Origin of the sequence: Pseudarthrobacter sp. J47 (assembly GCF_049810315.1) — a bacterium.
Taxonomy (GTDB): Bacteria; Actinomycetota; Actinomycetes; order Actinomycetales; family Micrococcaceae; genus Arthrobacter.
In genome coordinates this window covers 420055-445373 of the sequence record NZ_CP187358.1, presented here as the reverse complement: position 1 = coordinate 445373, position 25319 = coordinate 420055, and the positions used below count along the sequence as shown (strand labels likewise).

Annotated in this window: 23 protein-coding genes; 12 read left to right on the top strand and 11 right to left on the bottom strand. The window is 66.1% G+C overall.

Going from position 1 to position 25319, the window contains the following annotated elements; all coding sequences use genetic code 11:
* Nucleotide 1: 1 nt before the first annotated feature.
* From ACPJW8_RS01955 to ACPJW8_RS01945, 3 genes are read right to left on the bottom strand one after another with little or no spacing between them, the layout of a single operon-like run.
* Entirely contained in the window at nucleotides 2-424 is a 423-nt protein-coding gene (locus tag ACPJW8_RS01955; protein WP_330189481.1) for a hypothetical protein, read from the bottom strand.
* Between the two features lie 39 nt (nucleotides 425-463).
* Nucleotides 464-1213 carry a 5-oxoprolinase subunit PxpA gene (locus ACPJW8_RS01950; RefSeq protein ID WP_330189482.1) on the bottom strand — a complete coding sequence of 250 codons (750 nt, stop codon included), beginning with the start codon at nucleotides 1211-1213 and terminating at the stop codon, nucleotides 464-466.
* A complete protein-coding gene (locus ACPJW8_RS01945) occupies nucleotides 1197-2024 on the bottom strand; it encodes a hypothetical protein (protein WP_330189483.1) in 828 nt (275 codons plus the stop codon). Before ACPJW8_RS01945 ends, ACPJW8_RS01950 begins: the two co-directional genes overlap by 17 nt.
* Before the next feature lie 190 nt (nucleotides 2025-2214).
* Between ACPJW8_RS01945 and ACPJW8_RS01940 the strand changes: the two genes are divergently transcribed.
* Nucleotides 2215-3528, top strand: coding sequence for an MFS transporter (locus ACPJW8_RS01940; protein ID WP_330189484.1), 1314 nt, complete (start codon nucleotides 2215-2217; stop codon nucleotides 3526-3528).
* A gap of 116 nt (nucleotides 3529-3644) precedes the next feature.
* Here ACPJW8_RS01940 and ACPJW8_RS01935 read toward each other — a convergent pair whose 3' ends face one another.
* The 4 genes from ACPJW8_RS01935 to rlmC form a co-directional block, all read right to left on the bottom strand.
* Entirely contained in the window at nucleotides 3645-5984 is a 2340-nt protein-coding gene (locus ACPJW8_RS01935) for a glycoside hydrolase family 65 protein (RefSeq protein ID WP_330189485.1), read from the bottom strand.
* A gap of 81 nt (nucleotides 5985-6065) precedes the next feature.
* On the bottom strand, nucleotides 6066-6860 hold the full coding sequence (locus tag ACPJW8_RS01930) for an HAD-IA family hydrolase (protein ID WP_330189486.1): 795 nt from the start codon (nucleotides 6858-6860) through the stop codon (nucleotides 6066-6068).
* Between the two features lie 172 nt (nucleotides 6861-7032).
* Complete coding sequence (locus ACPJW8_RS01925; protein ID WP_330189487.1) at nucleotides 7033-7656, bottom strand: dienelactone hydrolase family protein; 624 nt, start codon at nucleotides 7654-7656, stop codon at nucleotides 7033-7035.
* A 114-nt stretch (nucleotides 7657-7770) separates the two neighbouring features.
* Nucleotides 7771-8955: a 23S rRNA (uracil(747)-C(5))-methyltransferase RlmC gene (gene rlmC, locus ACPJW8_RS01920; protein WP_330189520.1), complete on the bottom strand. Its 1185-nt coding sequence runs from the start codon at nucleotides 8953-8955 to the stop codon at nucleotides 7771-7773.
* A gap of 205 nt (nucleotides 8956-9160) precedes the next feature.
* On the opposite strand from rlmC, the gene ACPJW8_RS01915 reads away from it, so the two are divergent.
* The 8 genes from ACPJW8_RS01915 (at nucleotide 9161) to ACPJW8_RS01880 (ending at nucleotide 16863) form a co-directional block, all read left to right on the top strand.
* Entirely contained in the window at nucleotides 9161-9418 is a 258-nt protein-coding gene (locus tag ACPJW8_RS01915) for a DUF6458 family protein (RefSeq protein ID WP_330189488.1), read from the top strand.
* A 305-nt stretch (nucleotides 9419-9723) separates the two neighbouring features.
* On the top strand, nucleotides 9724-10569 hold the full coding sequence (locus ACPJW8_RS01910; RefSeq protein ID WP_330189489.1) for a DeoR/GlpR family DNA-binding transcription regulator: 846 nt from the start codon (nucleotides 9724-9726) through the stop codon (nucleotides 10567-10569).
* Complete coding sequence (locus ACPJW8_RS01905; RefSeq protein ID WP_330189490.1) at nucleotides 10566-11564, top strand: hexose kinase; 999 nt, start codon at nucleotides 10566-10568, stop codon at nucleotides 11562-11564. The genes ACPJW8_RS01910 and ACPJW8_RS01905 overlap by 4 nt, the downstream gene beginning before the upstream one ends.
* 2 nt (nucleotides 11565-11566) lie before the next feature.
* Complete coding sequence (locus tag ACPJW8_RS01900) at nucleotides 11567-13618, top strand: fructose-specific PTS transporter subunit EIIC (RefSeq protein ID WP_330189491.1); 2052 nt, start codon at nucleotides 11567-11569, stop codon at nucleotides 13616-13618.
* A gap of 47 nt (nucleotides 13619-13665) precedes the next feature.
* Nucleotides 13666-13944: an HPr family phosphocarrier protein gene (locus ACPJW8_RS01895; protein WP_330189492.1), complete on the top strand. Its 279-nt coding sequence runs from the start codon at nucleotides 13666-13668 to the stop codon at nucleotides 13942-13944.
* A 199-nt stretch (nucleotides 13945-14143) separates the two neighbouring features.
* Nucleotides 14144-15325 (top strand): metallophosphoesterase family protein, encoded by a 1182-nt coding sequence (locus ACPJW8_RS01890; protein ID WP_330189493.1) that lies wholly within the window; start codon nucleotides 14144-14146, stop codon nucleotides 15323-15325.
* A 123-nt stretch (nucleotides 15326-15448) separates the two neighbouring features.
* Complete coding sequence (locus ACPJW8_RS01885; RefSeq protein WP_330189494.1) at nucleotides 15449-16102, top strand: maleylpyruvate isomerase family mycothiol-dependent enzyme; 654 nt, start codon at nucleotides 15449-15451, stop codon at nucleotides 16100-16102.
* Between the two features lie 44 nt (nucleotides 16103-16146).
* Nucleotides 16147-16863: a hypothetical protein gene (locus ACPJW8_RS01880; RefSeq protein WP_330189495.1), complete on the top strand. Its 717-nt coding sequence runs from the start codon at nucleotides 16147-16149 to the stop codon at nucleotides 16861-16863.
* Nucleotides 16864-16904: 41 nt separating this feature from the next.
* Here ACPJW8_RS01880 and ACPJW8_RS01875 read toward each other — a convergent pair whose 3' ends face one another.
* On the bottom strand, nucleotides 16905-17993 hold the full coding sequence (locus tag ACPJW8_RS01875; RefSeq protein ID WP_330189496.1) for a Ku protein: 1089 nt from the start codon (nucleotides 17991-17993) through the stop codon (nucleotides 16905-16907).
* A 40-nt stretch (nucleotides 17994-18033) separates the two neighbouring features.
* On the opposite strand from ACPJW8_RS01875, the gene ACPJW8_RS01870 reads away from it, so the two are divergent.
* On the top strand, nucleotides 18034-20604 hold the full coding sequence (locus ACPJW8_RS01870; protein WP_330189497.1) for an ATP-dependent DNA ligase: 2571 nt from the start codon (nucleotides 18034-18036) through the stop codon (nucleotides 20602-20604).
* A gap of 103 nt (nucleotides 20605-20707) precedes the next feature.
* Here the strand turns inward: ACPJW8_RS01870 and ACPJW8_RS01865 are convergent, their stop codons facing one another.
* A complete protein-coding gene (locus ACPJW8_RS01865; protein ID WP_330189498.1) occupies nucleotides 20708-20974 on the bottom strand; it encodes a hypothetical protein in 267 nt (88 codons plus the stop codon).
* A 71-nt stretch (nucleotides 20975-21045) separates the two neighbouring features.
* Nucleotides 21046-21282, bottom strand: a complete 237-nt coding sequence (locus ACPJW8_RS01860; RefSeq protein WP_330189499.1) for a hypothetical protein — start codon at nucleotides 21280-21282, stop codon at nucleotides 21046-21048.
* A gap of 380 nt (nucleotides 21283-21662) precedes the next feature.
* On the opposite strand from ACPJW8_RS01860, the gene ACPJW8_RS01855 reads away from it, so the two are divergent.
* A complete protein-coding gene (locus ACPJW8_RS01855; RefSeq protein ID WP_330189500.1) occupies nucleotides 21663-23234 on the top strand; it encodes an MFS transporter in 1572 nt (523 codons plus the stop codon).
* Nucleotides 23235-23369: 135 nt separating this feature from the next.
* On the top strand, nucleotides 23370-24455 hold the full coding sequence (locus ACPJW8_RS01850) for an FUSC family protein (RefSeq protein WP_330189501.1): 1086 nt from the start codon (nucleotides 23370-23372) through the stop codon (nucleotides 24453-24455).
* Here ACPJW8_RS01850 and ACPJW8_RS01845 read toward each other — a convergent pair.
* Nucleotides 24426-25202, bottom strand: coding sequence for an SDR family oxidoreductase (locus ACPJW8_RS01845; protein WP_330189502.1), 777 nt, complete (start codon nucleotides 25200-25202; stop codon nucleotides 24426-24428). The two genes, ACPJW8_RS01850 and ACPJW8_RS01845, sit on opposite strands and share 30 nt — an antisense overlap.
* Nucleotides 25203-25319: the final 117 nt, after the last annotated feature.

The following is a 25319-nucleotide window of genomic DNA, read 5'->3' as shown; positions in this document are numbered from 1 at the left end:
GTTAGCTGAACACCACGTTCACCGGTTTGAAGACGAACGGGCCGCCGCACATGGGGCCGTGCGGGTGTTCGCCGGTGGACTCCGTCTCTATGGGCAGATCCGCTGACACGGTGCCGCCGGAAACGGCCACCGCTTCCACCCGGATCGACACCACGCTCATGGGCGCGGACCGGTTCAAATAGGGTGCCGCCTGCGGAACCAGCCACCTTCCCTCGGCGTTGGCCGTCACGGGTTGCGGTTGGCAGCCCTCGCCAAAGCAGGCTGCCACGCTGGCCGGCTGCGAGGAAAAGACCAGTTCCGCGTCCCCCGTGTACGCGTAACCAATGGCAGGGCATATCCGTGACGTGTTGCTGGACACCGCAATAACTACCAGCACAGCCGCAAGCAGGCATGTCGCCAGCAGGAGAATCCCCCGGGGTTTCATACGTTGAGGGTAGCCCCTGCAGCTAAGGCCGGGGAGCTGCTACGCGAAGGACTCCAGCTCCACGCCGGCCCGCTGCAGGGCATCACGCACGGCAACGGCCATCTCCACGGCGCCCGGGGTGTCCCCGTGGATGCAGAGTGAGTCCGGGCGGACGCTGACGATGCTTCCGTCGATGGCCGCTACCTCGCCCTTGGTGGCGAGGCGGACTGCGCGTTCGGCGATCATTCCGGCGTCGTTCAGTACTGCGCCTTCCTGGGAGCGCGGCACCAGCATTCCGTCCGGCTGGTAGGCGCGGTCAACGAAGGCTTCGATGAAAACGGGATGGCCGGCTTCACGCGCCTGCTCCAGGAGCTGCGATCCGGGGAGGCCCAGGATGGGCAGGCCCGGATCGTAGGCCTGGATGGCTGCCACAACGGCCGAGGCCTGCTCAACATCGTGGAACGTCCGGTTGTACAGGGCACCGTGCGGCTTGACGTAGTCAACGGAGGCACCCACCGCGTGCGCCACGCCGTCGAGCGCTCCCAGCTGGTACAGAACGTCGCCGAAGAGCTCGTCGAAGGACAGGTCAATGGCGCGCCGGCCGAAGCCCGCCAGGTCGCGGTAGCCCATGTGCGCGCCGACCGTCACGTCCAGCTCAAACGCTGCCCGGCAGCTGTCCAGCATGGTGATGGGATCGCCGGCGTGGAAGCCGCAGGCCACGTTGGCGCTGGTGACGATCTGGAACATGGCGGGATCGTTGCCCATGGTCCAGGAGCCGAATGATTCGCCGAGGTCAGCGTTGAGATCCAAAGGTGTTGCCTTCCGGGCCGGGCGTTTCAAGTGCCGGTGGCTCCGCAGCGGTGGCCACCGCACGGAGTTCGCCCGGAATGGTGTCCGGGAGCGGACCGAACGCCTCCTTCGCATTGGCGACGACGGCACGGCCCATCACGAGGTTACCGGCACCACCCACCACTGCCCCAATACCGAACGGAAGGGCGCGGCCCAGGAGAGCTGTGCCCTGGCGTTTGAGGAGGCTGCGGAGGAAGGCTTTCTGGATGCGCTGGCGGATGGAGCCGAATCCGGACAGCGGCATGGCCTTGGACAGGACGCTCCCCCACGCCTTGGTGGGGCTGGCGCCGGTGCCGCGGGCCTGGCCGCTGAGGGTGCCCAGCAGCGCCGTTCCCTCCTCGCCCAGCATGACGGCCATGACCATGGTGCTGGCCTTGTCCGGATCGGTCAGACGGACGCCGTGCAGCTCCGCGAGGGATGTCGCGTACAGCGCCGTGGCCTCCAGGAAACCGACAGTTGCGGCGGCGGACAGTCCCAGCGACGCCACCGTTCCAACACCAGGTACGACGGCGGAGGCTCCAACCAGTGCCCCGCCTCCCGTTACTGCGGCGAGGTAGTTCCGTTCCAGGATGTCCGCCAACTGCTTGGCACTGGCCTTGGGGTGGCGGCGCTGGAGCCGGCGGAGGTTGGCCAGCACCAAGGGGCGCTGGATCTCGACGGCACGGAGCAGCATGTTGTGGACACCGGGCTTGGGGTTGCCCTCGGCGTCGAACACGGCATCGTGGGCCGTCTTCTGGGCAATTTTTACGGCAGGATTTGCTCGCTTGGCCATGGTCACCTTCGTTCAGGTCCGCTTCGCTGGGTGCACCGGCAACGGGTTGGGCTGCCGGTGTTTTCCATCCTAGCCGGATCGATACTAAGCATGCTTAACACCTCCCCAACTAGGTCGCAGTTAACGCTCTGAAATCCGCTTTTGAGAGCGTTAACTGCCAGTCAGTTGGGCGAGTGCCTAGACTTGGTCCATGCCCACCCTCCGCGCTTTGCGTCCCTTCGTGCACCGTGACTACCGGGTACTGATTGCCGCGCTGGCCATCTCGATTTTCGGCTCCGGCATGTGGGCGGTGGCCATGGTCTACCAGGTCATTGCGCTGGGCGGCGGGCCGCTGGAACTGTCACTGGTAGCGGCGGCAGGCAGCGTTGGGCTGGTGGCCTTTGTACTTGCCGGCGGCATCGCAGCGGACCGCTTTCCACAGCGGCTGCTGATCATCGGCGTCGAAGGCGCCAACCTCACGGTGATCGCCGCTATTGCAGGACTGTCCATGGCCGGCTGGCTGGAGTTGTGGCACCTCGCGGCGGGAGCGTTCATCCTGGGCGTGGGTGCGGCCTTCTTCTTCCCCGCATACTCGGCGATCCTGCCACGGATCCTCCCGGCCGCGGACCTGCTCGCGGCCAACGGCATGGAAGGCACCATGCGGCCGGTCCTGCAGCAGGCGGCCGGGCCAGCCGTCGCTGGTCTGCTGGTGGCGGCATTGTCGCCGTCGCATGCCGTGGCCGGGGTGGCGGCCTGCCACGTGCTGGCGTTTATGATCCTGAACCTGCTGGGCCGCAGCACGCTGAATGCCCCCGAGCCCGTTGCCAAAACCACCGTCCTGCACGACCTCCGCGAAGGCGTCAGCTACACCCTGCGGACGCCCTGGCTGCTGTGGACCCTGCTGTGGGCGTGCCTTTCGGTGCTGTTTATGATCGGCCCCATCGAGGTGCTGGTGCCGTTCGTCGTCCGCGACCAGCTCGGCGGGGACGCCCGGATGTTCGGCTTCCTGCTGGCCATCATGGGAGTGGGCGGGGCCATCGGCTCGCTTATCACGGCCTCCCTGAAGCTGCCCAGGCGCTACCTCTCGGTGATGATGGCCCTCTGGGCGTTCGGCGCCCTGCCGCTTGCCGCCGTCGGATTCGTCAACAGTTTCTGGGTGCTGGCTGCGGCACTGTTCATCTTCGGTTCCACCGGCAGCGCGGGCATGGTTCTTTGGGGAACCCTGCTGCAGCGGCGGGTGCCGCCGCACCTGCTGGGCCGGGTTTCCAGCCTGGACTTCTTTGTGTCCCTGGCGCTGATGCCGGTGTCCATGGCACTGGCCGGACCCGCTGCCGAGGTCATGCCGCTCTGGGTGATCTTCCTGGTTGCCGGGGCGATCGGGCCGGTGCTGGCCGCCGTCGCCATGATCGCCGCGAAGATGCCGCAGGACGAACTGGCCCACCCGCTGGACCACGCCCCGGAAGAACCTGCGCCGGAAGACGCGGCGCCCGAATCCAGCTCCGCAACCCCCACCCTGCCCAACTAGGTCGCAGTTGTTGCCGTTTACAGGCCTCTAAACGGCAACTAATGCGACCTAGTTGGGCGGGACGGGGCGAACGGGACCGCCCCGCAGAAACTAGAACCGGGACCGCCCCGCAGAAACTAGACGCCGGTCTGGACTACCGGGATGCTGGCCGTCGGGAGGCCGCATGGGAACACGGTGGGCTCCGGAACGGGTACGGGCTCCAGCGGAACAGCGACCCCCTCGGGGCCAACCTGGACCAGCTTGCCCCGCACGTCCACGTCAAGGCTCAACCCGTCGGTCCGCAGCGTCAGCAGGCCAGGCGTCAGGTCCACGGACAGCAGGGCGCCGCGCAACCGCACGTGGAAGGACAGTTCGCTCCATTCCTGGGGCAGCCGGGGATCGAAGAACGGCACCGGCCCCTGGTCGCGCAGGCCCGCGAATCCACACACCAGCGAACTCCACACACCACCGGCGGATGCGATGTGCACGCCGTCGATCGTGTTGCGGTGGGAGTCGTCCAGGTCGATGAACACGGCGTTGGTGAAGTGGTCCAGCGCAGCCTTGGTGTATCCCACCTCGGCGGCCATGATCCCCTGCACGCAGGCGGACAGGGTGGAGTCGCCGGTAGTGATGGGATCGTAGAAATCGAAGGCCCGGTGCTTTTCCTCGGCGCTGAAATCCTGCCACTGCAGGAACATGGCCAGCACGGTATCGGCCTGCTTCAGGACCTGGTGGCGGTAGATCACCAGCGGGTGGAAGTGCAGCAGCAGCGGGTACTTGTCCCGCGGCGTGGTCCAGTCCCACTGCTCCAGGGTCATAAAGTCGTTGTCCTGCGAGTGCACCTGCAGCCGCTCATCGAACGGCAGCTGCATGAGGTCCGCGGCGGCCTGCCAGAGCTGCCGCTCGTCGTCGGTGATCCCCGGGTGGTCCAGCGCGGCGGCGGCCCGGAGGTTAAACCGCGCCATCACGTTGGTGTACAGGTTGTCATTGACGACGGCGGTGTACTCGTCAGGGCCTGTCACGCCGTGGATGTGGAACAGGCCGTCCTTGCCGAAGAATCCGAGCGAGACCCACATCCGCGCGGTTTCGATCAGCAGTTCGGCACCCATTCCGTCGCGGAAATCGGCATCGTCACTGGCCCACAGGTACCGGTTGGTGGCGAAAGCGATCGCCGCGGCAATGTGGAACTGGGCAGTGCCGGCGGCGTAGTAGGCGCTGGCTTCCAGGCCATTGATGGTGCGCCAGGGGAACAGCGCGCCGTCCACGCTCAGCTCCTTGGCCCGGATGCGGGCCTCGGGCAGCATGGAGTGCCGGAATTCCAGCACCTTCCGGGCGCCGTCCGGGTTGGTGTAGGTGAGGTAGGGCAGCAGGTACACTTCCTGGTCCCAGAAGTAGTGCCCCTCGTAGCCGGAGCCGCTGACGCCCTTCGCGGGAATGCCGCCAACATCGGCGCGCGCGGTGGCCTGCGCCAGCTGGAAGAGGTTCCACCGGATGGCCTGCTGCAGCCCGTCCGGACCGCCCACCTGGATGTCCGACGTCGCCCAGTACTGTCCGAAGTGCTGCTCGCTCTCCGCGAAGATTTCAGGCACGGACTTCAGTGTTGCCTCGGCTGTTTCAGCGGTGTCCACGGCTGCCTCGGGCATAAAACGGGCGACGGCGTAGCTGACGCTCTTCTCCAGGCGGAACGGTTCGCCGGGGTTCAGTGCCAGGACGTACCGGACGCTGCTGTCGTCCTGGTCCACGAGCGTTTCGAACGGCTGCAGGCCCGCGGAGTTCCAGTGGTCGACGGCGATTCCCACCTGCTGCTTGGAGACGGCAGCTTCCCAGGACAGCCGCAGTGAGCCGTCCGACCCTTCTGTGCGCAGCGGCAGCAGCACACGTCCGGCGTGCCGGCCGGAGCGGCGCGGATCGTGTTCGGAGTGGTCCTCCACAGGCTGGTCCTGGCGGTTGATGACCGAGGAGGTGACGTCCGCGGAAACTTCCCTGTCGGCGTCGATCTCCAGGGAAATGCCCAGGCCGCCGCGGGTCTGGTAGCCCACGGCCCGGCGCTCGGTGGTGGTCACCCGCGCACCGGAACGGCTCAGCCAGGTAATGCGGCATTCGTAGATGCCTGTGGAAAAGTCCACGGTGCGCCGGTAGTCCTCCACAGTGGATTCGGCGAGGGTGAGGGCCTCGCCGTCGATCACTACGGTGAAGTTGTTGGCGTCCGGAATGTACAGGATGCGCTGGCCGGTGCGGGCGAAGCCGAAGGCGTTCTCCGCGTGCCGGATGTCCCAGATTTCGTGCAGCCCGTTGATGAAACTGCCGGGAAGTTCGACGTCGGCGGCGGACCAATGCGCGCCACGGATCCCCAGGTGTCCGTTGCCCACGGCAAAAAGGGTCTCCAGGGTGCCGGCGTCGCCCGGGCGGTGCGTGGTTTCGACCAGCTTCCAGGGATCGTCAGGGAAGCGTTCGCGGTCTTCAGTTACCAGTGCCATGGTGTTGGGTCCTTAGGCAGTTGTTAGGAAATTGTTGGTGCGGAAACGGTGCCTGGCGCCCGGGGAAGGCGCCGGCTCCCGTTAGAGAAGTTCGTCGAGATCGTTGACCACAAGGGTTGCCCCGGCGTCGAGGAGGGCCTGGTGCCCTGCGCCGCGGTCCACGCCAATAACGGAATGGAAGGAGCCGGCGCTGCCCGCCTGCACGCCGGACACGGCGTCCTCCACCACCACGCAGTCCTCACTCGCCAGGCCCAGGAGGCCGGCGGCGTAGGTGTAGGTGTCCGGCCGGGGCTTGCCGGGGAGGCCTTCGGCTGCCGCCACCACGCCATCCACCACTACTTCAAAGCGGTGGTCAAGGCCCGCGGCCTTCAGGACCGCCGGCGCGTTCCGGGAGGAAGAGACGACGGCGAGCTGGAGTCCGCGTTCTTCTGCGGCATCGAGGAACTTGACGGAGCCGGGGTACGGATCCACGCCTGCTGCCACAATGCTGTTGAAGACGGCGTTCTTGCGGTTGCCGAGGCCGTGGACGGTGTCGTTTTCGGGGGCGTCGTCCAACGGGCCCTCGGGAAGCACAATGCCGCGGGACGCCAGGAAGTCCCTGACGCCGTCGAACCGTGGTTTTCCGTCGATGTGGTCGAAGTAGTCGTTTTCCGCATACGCCGGGGCTTCCGGGTGCTGCTGGAGGTAGCCCTCAAAGAGCTGCTGCCAGGCGCGTTCGTGGATGACCGCAGTGGGCGTCAGCACGCCGTCGAGGTCAAAAAGGATCGCGGAGGCGCCTGTCCACGCAGTGGTGTTACCGGCACCGGCGTCCGCCGCAGCGGCGTCGAAAGGAGGGCTGTTAAAAGCAGTGGTGTTTTCGTTCATGTGTTCGCTCATAGGGAATGCAGCGTCCTCTCGGGTGGGCGGGCCGCAGGCAGCGTGCCGGTTTCCCCGGTTCCCACAAGCTGCCAGGTGTATCGGTACCCGCCGCGTGTAGGTCAGAACGTGGCCAAAAATCGAGTGTAAGCGCTTGCAATAGCGCTGGCAAGTGGATTTAAGGAGCCCCCTGTCAGGCGTCCTTAAGTACGTAATAGCGCAGGAAGGCGGAGACATCAACCATCTCCTGGGCGCTGATCGAATGCCCCATTCCCGGGTACGTGCGGGCGGTCAATGCGGTGTTGGCCTCGAGCCAGCGGGCGGTGTGGTCAATGGCGTCATCGTTGATCACCAGATCGTCCTTGTCCCTGCCCCAAAAGAACGGCGGCGGGGTGGAGAACTGCTCGCTCATGGCCAGCAGTTCGTTGTCCAGCACAAAACCTGAGAGGCCCACCACAGCCTTGTAGCTCTCCGGGTGGAGCCGCAACAGCGTGCTGGCCATGGCCATTCCCTGCGAATAACCCAGGAGCGTCACGCTGCTGTGCCCTTTGCGGAGCGAATTGATCCACACATGGACCTTGTTGGTGGCGGAAATGACGTCCGCGAAGTCGTTGGTAAGGAAGTAGTCCAGGAGGAACCAGCCAAAGTGGTCTCCAATAGCCATGGGTGCACGGGGCGCGGCACACGTGAACTCCTCCGGCAGCATCCCGAAGAGCCTTTCCATGCGCGACTCATCCGTGCCGTAGCCGTGCAGCATCACCAGCAGGGGCGTGCCGGCCCGCTCGGATTCGGGCTTTGACCAGACAACAGTTTCCACCGCCCCAGCCTAGCCATTCCGGGGCTGCCCTGGCTTGTTGTCTGTGCAGGTAGTGCCGGGCGGCTGGGTGTGCAGGCCGTGCCGGGCGCCTGGGTGTCAGGCGGCCCGGTGGTGTCAGGCGGCCCGGCGTTCCAGCAGGACCATGACCTCGTAGTGCCTGGTTTGCGGGAACATGTCCAGCAACCGGCCCTCGACAGCGGTAAACGACGGCATGGCTGCAAGATCCTTGGCCAGCGACTTCGCATTACAGCTGGAATACAGCAGGTGCTGGACGTCAGACGCCTCCAGCCAGTTGCAGAGTTCGCTGCCGATCCCCCGCCGTGGAGGGTTGACGATCATAAGGTCCGGGCCGCCGTCGGAAGTCCCGGTACCGGAAGCTTCGGTCCCGGAAGCGGCTTCAGGAATCCCGCCGGATCCCAACACAAACGCCGTGGCGTCCCCGGCTTCGAAACGGACGCGGTCCAGCCCCGCTTCCCGGGCGCTGAGCCGGGCGCTGTTGATGGCTTCGGCGCTGAATTCGATCCCGGTCACGTCGCGGCCGGGCGAGGCGGAATGCAGGGCAAAGCCGCCCACGCCGCAGTAGAGGTCCCATACAGAGGACGGATTAACGCGGTCCACCCAGTCGCGGCCCTGCCGGTACAGGGCAGCGGCAATGTCCGTGTTGGTCTGGAAGAAGCTTTGCGGCCGGAGGTGGAGCGTGACGTCGTTGACGCGCATGGGCAGCGTTGATTCGGCGGTGAGCACCACTTCGTCCTCGCCTTCAAGGACGGCTTTGTGCTCCGGGTGGAGGTTCACGGACACCACCCGCAGCTCGGGAAGATCGGCCAACAGCCCGGGCAGGTTCTTGCGGATGCGGGCCAGAAGTTGGTCGGAGCGCATCACCAGGCGGAGCATCAGCTCACCATCCGGCGATTCGGTGAGGATGATGTTCTTCAGTTCACCGCTGCGCCGCGGCACGCTGTAAGGGGTCAGCCCGGCCCTGCTGATGAACGCGGAAATGGCGGGGAACGCGGCAAGCAGGCCCGGCGAGCAAACGTTGCAGCCACTGAGGTCAACGCCTTCGCCGGCGGCGTCCAGGATACCGATGGTGGGCTGAGCGGCCGTCCCGCCGATCACCATTTTTGCTTTGTTCCGGAAGCCGGATTCGTCGCTGCGGATGCTGGGCAGCCAATGGATCCCGCGGTGTGCGGCCAGGAGCGTTTGGCAGTCCGCCTCCTTCTCAGCCAGCTGGCTCGGGTACGGCGTTCCCATCAGGGAACACGAACGGCACCGGCCGGCGTCGAAATAAACACAATCCACGGCAATAAATTTTACCGGCTCGACGGCGGGACTCCCCGCGGGCGGCCACCGGGCCAGGTGGCGGCGGCCGGGCGAGCGGCGGACCCGCCACGCGGCAGATAGTGCCCGCCTCATTGAATCCCCTGCTCAGTGGCGGTAGCGTGAAAGTGAGCAGCATGCTTATCAATGCCGCGGAACCCCCGCGGTGTACAGAAGGAGCAAGTCAATGAGAATCGGCTCATCCATATTCCTCATCGCCCTGGGCGCCATCCTGGCCTGGGCCGTCACTCCAGGACTGATCCCCTATGTCGACCAGACCCTGATCGGCTACATCCTGATGGCGGTGGGTGTCATCGGCCTGATCGCCTCCCTGATCCTGGCCTCCCCCGGACGCCGCCGCCGCGTCAGCGAGACCCGCACCACCGATGACCCGCACACCGGCGAGCGCATCACCCGCCACGACACCCGCGAGGGCAACCTGTAAACCAGCACGCCCCGCCCACAATCAAATAACCGAACTACCCAGCGAGCACCGGCCCGGATCGTCACGATCCGGGCCGGTGCTTTTTTGCGCCCCACCAGCCCGATACCAGTTGTGTTTCCGTTGCTTCACAACCCAACCCATTGACAAGCCAACAGAAACAAAGATAAAGTCAACCAATTCCACATTCGGAGTGACAGGCATCACGGAGTGGAGCCCGGTAGGCCAAGCAAGATATCCCAGCACAACAGCTGAAGCACAAGCAGCTGAAGCACAAGCAGTCGAAGCACAAGCGCAATGGAGGGTACGTGTTCGCCGAGGAACGCCAGCAGAAGATCGCGGAGCTCGTGGCCAGCAACGGCCGCGCCAACGTGACGGTCCTGGCCGAGCGCTTCAACATCACCACCGAAACTGTTCGCCGCGATCTCGCAGCCCTGGAAGCCGCCGGCTCGGTGCGGCGGGTGCACGGTGGAGCCGTTGCGGCAGACCGGTTTACCACCACCGAAGAAAGCATCACGGCCCGTACCGTGCAGCGCCCGGACCAGAAGCTTCGGATCGCGCAGGCCGCGCTGAAGCTGGTGCCCAACAACGCCGCCGGCAGCGTCCTCCTGGATGCCGGGACCACCACTGAGGTCCTTGCAAGCCTGCTCGCCCAGCAGCGAAGCGGCCCCGGCAACACAACCAACACCAACACCAGCACCAGCAACGGCGCCTCAAACCCCACAGATTCCAACACCGAGCTCGTGGTCATCACCCACGCCCTCCCCATCGCCGCGAAGCTCTCCAGCACTCCCGGCATCGCCCTCCAGCTCCTGGGCGGGCGGGTCCGCGGACTGACGCAGGCCGCCGTCGGTCAGTCCACGGCAGAGGCGGCAGCCCGGCTCCGCCCCGACGTCGCATTCCTGGGCACCAACGGCATCCACGCCTCATTTGGGCTCAGCACGCCCGATCCTGAAGAAGCCGCCGTCAAGGCTGCCTTCGTCCATTCGGCACGCCGCATTGTGGTGCTGGCCGATTCCTCCAAGCTGGATGCAGAAACGCTGGTCCAGTTCGCCTCCCTGAAAGATCTGGACACCGTGATCACAGACAGTGAACCGAGCCCCGAACTGGCAGCGGCCCTGGCCGACGCCGGCGTAGACGTGGTGATCGCATGATCGTCACCCTCACAGCCAACCCCAGCCTGGACCGGACAGTCGCCCTTCCCGGCGCCCTGGAACGCGGCGAGGTGCAGCGCGCGGTGTCCGTTCGGCAGGAGTCCGGCGGCAAGGGAGTGAACGTCTCCCGGGCCCTGGTTGCCTCCGGCCTGGACACTGTGGCCGTGCTCCCCGGCGCGGACTCCGATCCCGTCCTGGCGGGCCTCCGCGAAGCCAAGGTGCCGTTCAGCGCGCTGCCCATCAGCGAACCGCTGCGCACCAACGTGGCCCTCACTGAACCGGACGGCACCACCACCAAAATCAACGAACCCGGCCCCGCGCTGGATGCCGCCCAGCAGGAAGAACTGATCGCCCTGCTCCTGGAGCAATCCCGCGGTGCCTCCTGGGTGGTCCTGGCAGGCTCCCTGCCGCCGGGCTTCCCCGCAGATTTCTACGCCACCGTGACCCGGAGGCTGAGAATGTCCGACGGCGGCGCTCCCCTGATCGCCGTGGACTCATCCGGTGCGCCACTCGCCGGAGCCGTAGCCGGCACTGGAAACAACGCCGGGGAAAGCGCCGGGAAACCGGACCTGCTCAAACCCAATGCCGAGGAACTCGCCGAGCTCGCGGCAGGTGCGGGATCCGCCCAGCCCTACACGGCTGAGCAGCTCGAATCAGACCCGGACGCGGCAGCCGCTGCGGCAGCCGCCGTCGTACGTTCCGGTGTGGGAGCCGTGCTGGCCACCCTCGGTTCCAAAGGCGCAGTCCTGGTAACCGCCGACGGCGCGTGGCTGGCCACGCATCCGCCGGTCACCGCCGTCAGCACCGTAGGCGCGGGCGATTCCGCGCTGGCCGGGTACCTGCTGGCCCATGGGCAGGGTGCCTCGCCGGCCGATTGCCTCCGTCAGGCCGTGGCACACGGTGCCGCCGCCGCTTCGCTGCCGGGTTCCACAGTCCCGGCAGTCCACCAGACCACACCTCTTGCCGTCACCATCACGGCCCTTCGAAAGGATTGACAGTGTCCCAGCTCATCACCACAGAACTGGTCGAGCTCGACCAGAACCTGGGCTCCTCGCCCGAGGCCGTGATCCGTCACCTGGCAGGCAAAGTTGCCGCCACCGGCCGCGCCACCGAAGTTGAAGGCCTCTTCGCCGACGCCTTCGCCCGCGAACAGAAAACCGCCACGGGCGTCCCCGGCGGCATCGCCATCCCGCACTGCCGCTCGGCCGCCGTCACCGTCCCCACCCTGGCCATGGTCCGGCTCTCCAGCCCCGTGGACTTCGGCGCCAAGGACGGACCCGCGGACCTGATCTTCTTCATCGCAGCCCCGGACGGCGCAGACCAGGAGCACCTGAAGCTGCTGTCCAAGCTGGCTCGCTCGCTGATCAAAAAGGACTTCACGGGGGCGCTGCGCAATGCCTCCTCCCCCGAAGAAATCGTGGAACTGGTGGACGGTGCGCTGGCTGACAAGCCGGCTGCCAGCGCCGCCGCTGATGGGGGCCCGGGAGCGGCTTCGGGCTCGGTTTCGACAAGCTCAACCACCGGGGGCTCGGTTTCGACAGGCTCAACCACCGAAACCGGGCCTAAGCGCCTCGTTGCCGTGACCGCCTGCCCCACCGGTATCGCCCACACGTACATGGCTGCCGATTCGCTGGTTGCCGCGGCCAAGGAAGCCGGCGTGGACCTGCAGGTGGAGACGCAGGGTTCGTCAGGCGCCAAGCCGCTGGACCCGGCGGTCATTGCCGCAGCCGACGCCGTCATCTTCGCCGTTGACGTGGACGTCCGCGGCAAGGAACGTTTTGCCGGCAAGCCCGTCATCAGTGCCCCGGTCAAGCGCGGCATCGACGAGCCCGCCAAGATGGTCCAGGAGGCCCTGGCCGCCGCGGACAACCCCAACGCGCGCCGGGTCACCGGGGGCATGGAGGTAGCCAGCGAAGAAGCCGCCGGTGGTGAACACCTGGGCCAGAAGCTGAAGAAAGCGCTGCTCACCGGCGTCAGCTACATGATCCCGTTCGTCGCCGGAGGCGGCCTGCTGATCGCCCTGGGCTTCCTCCTGGGCGGCTACAACATCACGGACATCGCGGACACGGTGGTGCTGGAGAACAACTTCGGCAACCTCCCTGAGGGCGGCCTGAACATCTATCTCGGCGCCGTGCTGTTCAAGATCGGCGCGCTGTCCATCGGATTCCTGGTCCCGGCGCTGGCCGGCTACATCGCGTTCGGCATCGCCGACCGTCCGGGCATCGCTCCCGGCTTCACGGCCGGCGCGGTTGCCGGCTTTATGGGCGCCGGCTTCCTGGGCGGCCTGGTGGGTGGCCTGCTGGCCGGTGTGGTTGCGCACTGGATCGGCACCTGGGACGTACCGCGCTGGCTGCGGGGCCTGATGCCCGTGGTGATCATCCCGCTGCTGGCTTCCATCGTTGCTTCCGGGCTGATGTTCCTGGTCCTCGGCGGCCCCATCGCAGGGCTGACTGCAGCACTGAATTCCTGGCTGTCGGGCATGACCGGTGCGTCCGCCGTCGTACTGGGCATCATCCTTGGCCTCATGATGTGCTTCGACCTTGGCGGCCCCGTCAACAAGGTTGCGTACTCCTTCGCTGTGGCCGGCCTGGGCGCCGGCAGCCTGATCGACAACCCCGCTCCCCTGCAGATCATGGCCACCGTGATGGCGGCCGGCATGGTTCCGCCGCTGGCCATGGCCCTGGCCACCACGCTGGACCACAAGCGCTTCAGCCTGGCCGAGCGCGAGAACGGCAAGGCTGCGTGGCTGCTGGGTGCATCGTTCATCTCCGAAGGCGCCATCCCGTTCGCCGCAGCCGACCCGCTGCGCGTCATCCCCGCCAGCATGCTCGGTGGAGCGGTCACCGGCGCCATCGCCATGGCCACCGGCGTCACCTCGCAGGCACCCCACGGCGGCATCTTCGTGTTCTTCGCGATCGGCAACCTGCTGATGTTCGTTGTTTCGATCGTGATCGGCACCATCGTTACGGCACTGGCAGTGCTGGCGCTCAAGCGCTGGGCCGTCCGCCAGCCCGCTGATACGGTGGAAGCTGTCCCGGCCACCGTCTGATCCGGCCTACCCAGGCAACTGATTTTCACCAAAAAGGAGCACACATTATGTCCGAACGCACCGCCACTGTTGCCAGCCGCGTAGGCCTGCACGCCCGTCCGGCCGCCATCTTCGCCGAAGCCGCAGGCGAATACGATCTGGACATCACCATTGCCCGCGAAGGCGAGCCGGCTGACGAAGCAATGGACGCCGCCAGCATCCTCTCCCTGATGAGCCTGGGCGCCTCGCACGGCGACGTTGTGGTGCTGCGCGCCGAGGGTGACGGCGCTGACGCTGCGCTGGACCGCCTGGTCCAGATCCTCGAAACGGACCACGACGCCGAGTAGTCACCCCGGGTCTCCAGGGAACCCCGGGTTTCCAAGGAGCCCTTTCAAACCCGGATCCCTTCCAGTGGCCGGCACCTGCAACGGTGCCGGCCACTGGCCGTTAACCAGCAGTTGTCAGGGCCGCCATTTACGCCGCCTACGGTCCCGAGTACCACCACGGCCCGGATTCGGGCCTGACCAACAACGGAGCGTAGTGAACATGGAAAAAATTCAAGGGGCGGGTTTCAGCAGGAGGACGGCACTGGCGGCCGCGGGAACATTGGGAGCGCTGGGTCTTGGCTTGTCGGCCGGGGCGCCGGCCTTCGCCAAGACCGGGCCCAAGGCGCAGAAGCCGGTCCTGGCGTTCAGGCCTGATGGCGGCTTTAAGGTAGTCCAGTTTAACGACACCCAGGACGACGAGCGGACGGACCGGCGCACCATCGAGCTCATGGACGGTGTCCTGGATGCCGAGAAGCCTGACTTCGTGGTGATCAACGGCGATGTCATCAACGGCGGCTGTGACACTGAGCTCGAGGTGAAGCAGGCGCTGAACCACGTGGTCCGGCCGATGGAAAGCCGGCAGATCCCGTGGGCCGTGACGTTCGGCAACCACGACGAAGACTCGGCCCAGCGGACAGGTATGACTGAAGACCGCATGCTGGAATTCCTGCAAAGCTACGAATTCAACCTCAACGCGGACTCCGTTCCGGGGCTGACGGGAACCTCGAACACCCGGCTCCTCCTGCAGTCCTCGCGGTCCAAGGACCCAGTCTTTGCGCTGTGGCTGATCGACACGGGCCGGTATGCGCCGGACGCCATCAACGGCCAGGACTTCGCGGGCTACCCGGATTGGGACTGGGTGCGGATGGACCAGGTGACCTGGTACAGGAACCTGTCCATCGCCACCGAGCAGAAGTACGGGAAGAAGGTCCCCTCACTGATGTGGGGCCACATTGCCCTTCACGAGCACCGCAACATGTGGTTTGCCAGCATTGATTCACGCACTGACGCTGACCATGCGCGGGCTGTTGCGAAGCACAATATTGTTGGCGAGCGCAACGAGGACGAGTGCCCTGGCCCGTTCAACTCCGGCCTCTTCAACGCGTTCCTGGAGCGCGGCGACGTCCTTGGCTACTTCGTGGGTCACGATCACGTCAACACGTATGTGGGCAACTACTACGGCGTTCAGTTGGGCTATGCACCCGGAACGGGATTCGGCGCCTACGGGCTTTCCGGCGCCGAGCGGAACCGCCTCCGCGGTGCCCGGGTGTTTGAACTGAACGAGGACCACCCGGGCATCTACAAGGACACCCGGCTGGTCTTCGCCAAGGCCCTCGGCATCGACCTCACCGCCAACGACCAGCCGATCGAACCGCTGCCCCTGACGCCTCCGCAGGGATAGCGGACAGTAACAGCGGTGGGTGCCGCCGTCGGATGTACGACGGCGGCACCCGGCTCAGGCGCGTATCCTCACCCCGCGGCCTCCGGACTTCGTGGAAGCCCCGAACGGTGGAAGGATCGAGGCATGACGGCAGCACGGAATGACTATCTGTGGGCGTTGGCCCACCAGGAGCGGGCCAGGTTGGCGGAGGACTTATCCACTATCAGCGCCGAGCAGTGGCGTCATCACACGTTGTGCGGGCAGTGGAACGTTGAGCAGGTCCTGGCCCACCTCACGGCGGCGGCCAGCTTGAACCAATGGCAGTGGATCGGCAGTATCTTCAAGGCCGGGTTCCGCCCCGACGTGCATAACCAGCGGGCATTGGAAGGCCACCTCGGCAGGACTCCGGAGGAAACGCTCGAACGATTCCGGAAGATCATCTCCAGCACCACGGCGCCTTCCGGGCACACTCCGGCCTACCTCGGCGAGGTGGTGGTTCACGCCCAGGACATCCGGCAGCCCCTCGGCCTCAGCCGGACACCGGCGGTTGAGGCGCTCACCCCCGTGGCCGCGTTTTTCGCGACGAACAACTTCACCGTTAACAGCCGGGCATACGTCGCGGGCCTGCAACTGGAAGCCGACGATGGCCCCTTCGCGGCAGGCACGGGACCCTTGGTCACAGGATCAACCCTTGCTCTGGTGATGAGCATGGCCGGCCGCACCGCCTACCTTGACCAACTGGCAGGCCCGGGCCTGCCTACCTTGCGGCAGCGCGTCGAAGGTCCCAAGGCAGGCTAGGCGCCGCCGGTAGAATCACCTGACGATCGTTCTTTGGGGGAAATGTGACACTGACCAACGGCGCCCTGCCGGAAACCCATCATTGGCAGGGCCGGCCCTGGTATCTCCGGGCTCTCCGGGTCATCAGCCTGCTGTACATGGTGGGGGCCGTTCTTGGAACGCTCTTTTTGGTGGCTCAGGCGCTGATCCCCGGCACCGCTTCCCCTATCACCCTCCCCGTTCAACCGTTCTGGCCGGAACTGCCCAACGGCGTTGTAGTGACGCACGGTCCCTCGGCGGAGGTGGTTGGTGGCCTCACATCCGTGGCAGTTGAAGTGAAGAACCTGGACTGGAACGTCACGGCCTGCCTCGCCGCCGGCCATCTGGTGCTGGGTGCTGTCCACTTCCTCGCCGCATTTGCCGCTTACCGGATTTCGGGCCTGTTCCGCTACCCCGGGCAGTCGGTTTTCCAGGCTGCGATCAGCAGCATCTTCGCTGTCTTTGCCTGGAGCCTTATGGTCGGTGGGCTTGCCTGGCAGGTGCTGTACTCTGCGGCAGGTTCTATGGCAGCCCAGCAAGCGCTGACCTTCACAGGATGGTCTGTTACGGACGGGGCCATGACCCCGGAAACAATTCCCACCAGTCCGCTGGGAATCGTCCCCGCCACCGCCATGGAGGTAGATCTGTGGCCGATCACCGCCGGACTGGCGCTGATGGCCATAGTGGCAATGCTTCGCCACGGCGAGAAACTGGAAGCGGCAACGGTCCACGGACACGCCTGATTTCGGGCCCACGACCAGGACGTACGACGGCGGCACCCGGCTTAGGCGCCCTTCCGCGCCCTGGTGCCGGTGGACTTGGCTGTGGTCGCCTTGGATGCGCTCGACTTCGCAGTACCGGATTTGGCAGTGCCGGATTTCGCAGTGCTGGATTTGGCGGCGGTCTTTCGTGCAGGAGCCTTGGTGCCGGCGTCGTCTTTCCCGTCGTTATCTTTTGCGGCACTCTTCGCACTCGTGGACCGCGTGCTGCGGCTCTTGGCAGGCGTTTTCCTGGCGGCACCGGAGCCGGTTTCGTCGTCGGACTCTTCTTCCTCCTCAGATGCTGAGGTGGAGTCTGAACCGGACGCTTTGCCCCGTTTCTTGTCCAGGCTCCGCTTGAGGGCCTCCATGAGGTCGATGACTTCGCCCTTGCTTTCGCCTTCCTCGACGCCGAAGGTTTCCTCGGTGTCCAGGGCGTCGCCCTTTTCCAGCTTGGCCTCGATGAGCTGGCGCAGCTGGACCTGGTAGTCGTCCGTGAATTGCTCGGGTTCAAAGTCCGCGGCCATCGATTCCACCAGCGCGGCGGACATGTCCCTTTCCTGCGCGGAGATCTTGATGGAGGTGTCCAGCGACGGGAACGACACCTCGCGCACCTCGTCGTGCCAGAGCAGCGCCTGCAGCACCAGGACGTCGTCCCGGATCCGCAGCGCGCCCAGCCGGGTCTTCTCGCGCAGGGCAAACTGGACAATGGCCACCCGGTCCGTGTCCTCCAGCGCGCTACGCAGCAGCACGTACGCCTTGGGCGACTTGGAATCCGGCTCCAGGTAGTAGCTTTTCTCGAAGGTCATGGGGTCCATCTGCTCCGACGGGACAAACTGCACCACTTCAATCTCGTGCGAGTTCTCCGCCGGAATGGACTTCAGTTCCTCCTTGCTGAGGATCACCGTGCGGCCGTCTTCCTCGTACGCCTTCTCGATGTCCGAGTAGTCCACCACCTGGCTGCACACCTCGCAGCGGCGCTGGTACCTGATCCTGCCGCCGTCGGCATTGTGGACCTGGTGCAGACTAATGTCATGATCCTCAGTGGCGCTGTAGACCTTAACCGGCACATTGACCAGCCCGAACGCGATGGCGCCTTTCCAGATGGCTCTCATCCCTCAAGTGAACATCAGCTTGGCCAGAAGGTGAAGACCTGTGGCCGGGCGTAAGGAGCGGGTCCGGGTTGCCGGACGGGAATTGACGCTGACCAGCCTGGACAGGGTGTTCTATCCGGAGACCGGCACCACCAAGGCCGATGTGCTGGCCTATTACGCCGCCGTTGCCCACGTCCTGATCCCCGCAGCCGCCAGCAGGCCGGCCACCAGGAAGCGGTGGGTGCACGGCGTGGGCACTGCTGAGGAGCCCGGCCAGATGTTCTTCCAGAAGAACCTGGACGAGTCCACTCCCGGCTGGGTCCCCCGCGCCGCGATCACGCACAAGGAACGCACCATCCACTACCCGCTGGTCAACGATCCCGCCACACTGGCCTGGTTCGGCCAGATCGGCTCACTCGAAATCCACGTGCCGCAATGGCGGGTGGACTCGCACGGCAATGCGCTGAACCCGGACCGGCTGGTGCTGGACCTGGACCCCGGCCCCGGCGCGGGCCTTCCCGAATGCGTGGAGGTGGCGCTGCTGGCCCGGACCATCCTGCAGGACGTGGGCCTGGACCCCGTCCCCGTGACCAGCGGCAGCAAGGGCATCCACCTCTATGCAAAGCTCGACGGCGGCCAAACGTCCGACCAGATCTCCGCCTTCGCCCACGAGCTGGCCCGCGCGCTGGAAGCAGACCACCCGGACCTGGCAGTCAGCGACATGAAAAAGACGCTCCGGCACGGCAAAGTACTGGTGGACTGGAGCCAGAACAACGCCGCCAAAACCACCATCGTCCCCTACTCATTGCGCGGCAAGGCAACACCAACGGTTGCGGCGCCGCGGACCTGGGAGGAACTGGAGGCCGGCGGACTGGAGCACCTGGACTACCATGCGGTGCTCGAGCGGGTGGAGGCCGGCGAGGATCCCTTCGCGCCGATCTCCGGGGCATCCGGGGCAGCAGGGGTCTCTGCTGGATCAGAAGGTTCAGGGGATCAAGCCGGCAACGGCGCCGACAACCCCCGCCTGGCCACCTACCGTTCCATGCGTGATCCCGCCAAGACGCCCGAGCCCTTCACCGGCACCCCGGACGAGCGCGTCGGCCTGAACCGGACCTTCGTCATCCAGGAGCACCACGCCAGCCGCCTGCACTACGACTTCCGCTTGGAGCACGACGGCGTCCTGGTTTCCTGGGCCATTCCCAAGGGCCCTCCGGAGACACCGGACAAGAACCACCTGGCCGTGCAGACCGAGGACCACCCGCTGGACTACGCCACGTTCGAGGGGACCATCCCTGCGGGCGAGTACGGCGCCGGCGAGGTCACCATCTGGGACCACGGCACCTACGACACCCACAAGTGGATCAACGGCAAGGAAGTCATCGTCACCCTCACGGGGGCCGACGGCGGGGGGCTGGGCGGGACGCGGAAGTTCGCCTTGATCAAGACCGGCCGCAGCGACGGCAAGGACCAGTGGCTGATCCACCTCATGGAGAAGGAATCCCACCGCTACCCCAGGCGTCGCCCGGAAGACGACCCCGAGGACCTGGCGGGCGTGGGCGAGACGCCTGAGCCTGAGCCGGAGGAGACCCCCGCTGATCGAGCCAGTCGGGATCCCGCTGCACCGCCCGGCGGGCCCCAGGCTGCGCCGTCGTCACTGGATTTCCGGCCCATGATGGCAACCTCCGGCACCGTGGCGGACCTGGACGGCAGCGGCTGGCAGTTCGAGCTGAAGTGGGACGGTGTCCGCGCCATCATCATCGGCGGCGAAGGGCGGGTCCGGATTTTCAGCCGCAACGGGATCGACGTCTCCGCCACCTACCCGGAGTTCACGGATCCAGCGCTATGGCCTGGGCTGGGGCCGGACCGGGCGTTTGTTGCGGACGGTGAGATCGTCGCCGTCGGGCCTTCCGGGAAGCCTGACTTTGGGCTGCTGCAGGGCCGTATGAAGCTCACGCGCCCCGGCGATGTCCGTAAGGCGCAGCGCAGCATCCCTGTGCGGCTGCTCCTCTTTGACCTGCTGTACGACGGCGGCACTGACCTTCGTGCCATGCCGATGCGCCGGCGTCGGAAGCGCCTGGAAACGTTCTACGGGGAGGCCGGGGAATCTCTGGCAGGGGTCTCGATCGAGCTGTCCCCCGTGCTGGATGAGGATGTTGAAGACCTGCTGGAGAGTGCCGCCGAGCTGGGCCTTGAGGGCATTATGGCCAAGCGCGCGGACACCCGGTATGTCAGCGGCCAGCGCACCCGGACGTGGATCAAACTCAAGCTCGAGCAGACGCAGGAAGTGGTGGTGGGCGGCTGGCGCACCGGAAAGGGCGGGCGTTCCAGCACCGTGGGCTCGCTGCTGCTGGGGATCCCCGAGGGCGGCGGCCTGCGCTATGTGGGCCGGGTGGGCAGCGGATTCAGTGGCCGGGAGCTGGCTGAAATCAAGGAAACGATGGACCGGCTGGCGCGGAAAACATCCCCGTTCCACGATGTCCCGGCCCTCGACGCCGCTGACGCCCATTGGGTCAGGCCGGAACTGGTGGGCGAGGTGACGTTTGGCGAGTGGACTGAGTCCGGGCGGCTGCGGCACCCGGTATGGCGCGGCTGGCGGGTGGATAAAACGCCCGACGACGTGGTGCCCGGGTAAGGATTCGAGCTAACCGACCCGGCTCGCGGGAACGGTGCGGGATCGCCGTAGCGCTACGGCGTTCCCGCACCGTTCGGGCGAGCGGGCAGAATCTGCCAGGCAGTTAGCTCGAGTGCTTCATCTGCGGACGGCTGGTCCTGTGCACGGCAGTGACTGCCGCTTCGTTGCCGGGCCTGCTGTGCGCGACGAACTGGTCATGCCCGTGCTCGTGCCGGTGGCGTTTGGCGTCCCCGTTCGAGACAGCTGCCTTCGGCTGGCCCATGCCACCGGCCTCGGCCGGCGGCGCCACCGTCATCTGCGCCTTCATGGACTCAGCCAGGTGCTCCGCGAGCTCCGGATTGAGTTTCCCGTTTGAATTGTTCGTGCCCATGGTTCTTCCTTCCTCTTTGAATGAAGCTGTGCAAACGAAGTTGTTCAGATTTTCCCAGCCGGCAGGGGTTTCTACCAGCGTGTTTTCTTTTCCACCGGCCCCTTCTTGCCGCTCGCGTGAGTGGGCTTGTGGCTCTTGCCTACGCTCTGGGCCTGCCCTCCACCGCCCCTGGATTTGCTGGCCAGCATGGCGCGCTGGGCTTCGGTCAGCCTGGACTTAACGCCCTCCGGCGCCGTACTGGATGCTGTGGCACCCTGGCTGGTGGTTTCAGATGCTGAAGGATTGGTGTTTGATTCGGGGGTTGTCATGGTGACCTTTCGGTGGCCTTCTGCAGGCCTGCGGAGGATCCTATACGGCAGGCGATGCTCGGCCAAGCAACCAACAGCCCGGCGGCAACGGCTTCAGCCGATGCGTACGGGACCACGGGAATATTGAGCACCAACCAGGCCGCAACAGGCGTGGATTTACGGACGTTGGAAGGCGACGGGACCAGCAGCAAATGCAGTGGTCAGACCGTGGCGCTTCTACTCAAAAATCAGTGTTCCCATGGACCCACCATAACCACGTCCCCGGCAGTTGGGAACCCTCAGGATTCTGACTTCCGCGCCAATCCGCGTAAAATCGATAGCCTGCCCGGAGCGGGGCAGCTACAAGTCGCAAGCAAATGACCTCCATAGGAGGGGCACAAATGCCCACAGACCGAAGCATGACCGACTCTTATACAGGCGACAGGAACGCCAAAGCCAACAAGCCCGGCCTCCTTCGTCGACGGCGGCTCAAGGTGTCCGACGTCAACGTCGTGGACCAGCCAATGCTGAAGAAAGCACTCGGCGGCACCATCGTCGGCAACACCATGGAATGGTACGACGTCGGCGTGTTCGGCTACCTGATCACCACCATGGGACCTGTGTTCCTTCCTGAAGCGGACGCCTCGGTCCAGACCCTCTTCCTCCTCGGCACTTTCGCCGCCACTTTCATCGCCCGCCCCCTCGGCGGCGTGGTGTTCGGCTGGCTGGGCGACAAAATCGGCCGCCAAAAAGTGCTGGCCGCAACACTGATGCTGATGGCGGCAAGTACCTTCGCCGTCGGACTTCTCCCCGGATACGCACAGATCGGCATCTGGGCCGCCGCGCTCCTGGTCCTGCTGAAACTCGTCCAGGGCTTCTCCACCGGCGGCGAGTACGCCGGCGCCACCACGTTCGTGAGCGAATACGCGTCAGACAAAAAGCGTGGCTTCTTCGCCAGCTTCCTGGACATGGGCAGCTACATCGGCTTCGCCCTGGGCGCCGCGCTGGTTTCCGTCCTGCAGCTCACGCTGGGGCAGTCCGCCATGGAGGAATGGGGCTGGCGCATTCCGTTCCTGATCGCCGGACCACTGGGCATCATCGCCATCTACTTCCGGAACAAGATCGAGGAATCGCCCCAGTTCCAGGCCACCCTGGATGCCCAGGAAGCCATGGCGGCGGACGCTGCTGCGGGGGATGCCGCCGTCGTCAAGGGTCCCTTGGCCATTGTGAAGGCCTACTGGCGCCAAATCGTGCTGGCCATGATCCTGGCCGCAGCGGCGAACACCGTCGGCTACGCGCTGACCTCCTACATGCCCACATACCTGACCGAATCCAAGGGCTACGACCCCGTACACGGCACGCTGCTGACCATCCCGGTCCTGGTGGTCATGGCGCTGTGCATCCCCATCACCGGCCGGCTTTCTGACCGGATCGGCCGCCGCCCCGTGCTGTGGATGGGCGCCGGAAGCACTGTGCTGTTCTCCATTCCTGCGTTCCTGCTGATCGGCGTTGGCGAGATCTGGTCCACCATCCTGGGCCTGGCAATGATCGCTTTCCCCGTGACCTTTTACGTTGCGAACCTGGCCTCAGCGCTCCCGGCCCTCTTCCCGACGTCCAGCCGGTACAGCGGCATGGGCATCGCGTACAACTTCTCCATGGCGATCTTCGGCGGCACCACTCCGTTCATCGTGGACGCGCTGATCAAGGGCTTCTCGAACGACATGATGCCGGCCTACTACCTGATGGCCACCTCGGCGATCGGCGCCGTCGCTATCTTCTTCCTGCCCGAATCCGCCCGGCGTCCGCTGCCCGGATCCATGCCGTGCGTTGACACGCACGCCGAAGCCCGCGAACTCGTGGCCACCCAGGACGAAAACCCGCTGATCGACGTGTCCGAACTGCCGTTCGAGCAGCAGGACGCTGTGGACCGGGAATCGAGCCGCACCGCTGACGGGGACCTCGTCCGCACGTAACGCGCGGGGTCAGCCGAGACGTCAGCCCCCCGGGCCGGGAACCTTCCGGACAAGGAACTTTCCGGGCCGGGGGCTAAACTGTAGTGGCCCCTGTGGCCCCTCAGAACTGGCTGACCCTGACGACTGGCGGTGCGCGTGAAGACCCTCCTGGGCCATGCCCGCACGCTGCATTTCCTGGGCCCGGCGGACAACGACAGGCTGTCCGCGGCGCGCGTGGCCATCAGCGTGGCCGTTCCGGTGCTGGTGCTGCTGGCGCTCGGCCGGCCCGACCTCACTCTCTACGCCGTCTTTGGCGGGCTCACCGCGATGTACGGCCGCAACGAACCCCACCAGTTGCGGCTCAGGCACCAGCTGCAGGCCTCACTGGTCCTGGTCAGCGGGCTGGCCGTGGGCGTGTTCCTGGCCGTCAACCACATCCATTCGTGGGGGCTGGTGCTGGTGGAGGCGCTGCTGGCCGGCGTGGGCTCGCTGTATTCGGACAGGGTCCGGCTCAAGCCCAACGGCCCGTTCTTCGGAATCCTGGCGCTGGGTGCATGCGCTTCTGTGCCGGCAGGGGTTCCGTTCCACGTTGCTGTCCTGATTGGCGCAGCCTCCGCAGGCTTCTCCATCCTGGTGGGCTTCGCCGGCTGGGTCCGGACACGCGCCTGGGAACCCGGCGCCACCCGGCAAACCCCGCCATCAGGCCCCGGCTTCAGGCGGACCGCGGCGACGCATGCTGCCCGGTACGTCCTTGCGGTGGGCGCGGCCGGAGCATGCGGAGTCCTGGCAGGAAGCCCCTACCCGCACTGGGCCATGGCAGCAGCCGCCGTGCCGCTGGCCGGGGCAGACATGCCCAGCGCCGTCCACCGCGGGATCCACCGCATCGTGGGGACGATGCTGGGGCTGGTGATTGCCGGCGTCGTACTTTTCCCTGGCCCGCTGTCCCCCGCCCAGTACCTGCCGCTTCCGACGCCGGTCACGCTGGCACTGCTGGTGGTGCTTTTCCAGTTCGGCACCGAGCTGTTCATGACCCGGCACTACGGCTGGGCCATGGTGTTCTTCACGCCGGTGATCCTGCTGATGACGCACCTCGCCGTTCCCGCCGATCCGGTCCGCATGGTCACCGAGCGGGCCGTCGAAACACTCCTGGGCGCGCTGATCGGCATCGCCGTGGTGGTGCTGGTGCGTCAGCGCCGCCTGGGAAATCCGGTGTCAGCGCCGCGCGGCCCGGGCAACCACTGAATCCGGCAGCAACCTGGCCCCGGACACCAGCACCTTGTAGCGCCTGGACGGGATGGACACCGCCTTGCCGCGGGCATTGTCCGCCAGGCCTTCGCGAACCACCCGTCCGGCGTCCAGCCACATCCACCCGGGCGCCACGGATTTGTCCATCCCCATCCGCTGGTGGAATTCGGTGTGCGTCAGCCCCGGGCACACGGCCGTCACCTTCACCCCGCGGCGCCGGTACGCAACATTCGCTGAGCGGCTGAAGCTCAGGAGCCACGCTTTCGCGGCCGAGTACGTCCCGCCGGGCGTAAAAGCGGCCACGCTGGAGACGTTGACAACCCGCCCCGAGCCGCGCGCCAGCATGCCCTGCAGCGCCGCATGCGCCAGCTCCATCGCCGCTTCGCAGTGCAGCCGGAGAAGGTTGCGTTCGTCCTCCGCAGTGTTCTCCTCGAACCCGCCCAACAGGCCGATCCCGGCGTTGTTCACCAGGATCTCCACCGGCCGCGCCGGATCGGTGAGGCGTTCGACGACGGCGGCCAGGCCGGCGTCGTCCGTCAGGTCTGCGGGCAGCACCTCAGCCGTGGTTCCGTATTCGCGCTCCAGGCGCCCCGCAACGTCCTCAAGCCGCGCGCGGTCCCTGGCCACGAGCACCAGGGAGTGACCTTCCGCCGCGAGCTGCCGGGCAAATTCCGTGCCGAGGCCCGCGCTGGCGCCGGTCACGAGGGCAGTGCGGGGTGCAGGTTTGGGGGAAGGTCCAGTCATGGGGCCAGCCTACATTTCCGCCGAGATGGCATTTCGCGGCAATGTTTGGCCCTGGGACTGCCTTGAAGTGCCATCTCGCGGGGTTTAGCGGCCCGGGCGGGCGGATCCCCGGAGCGT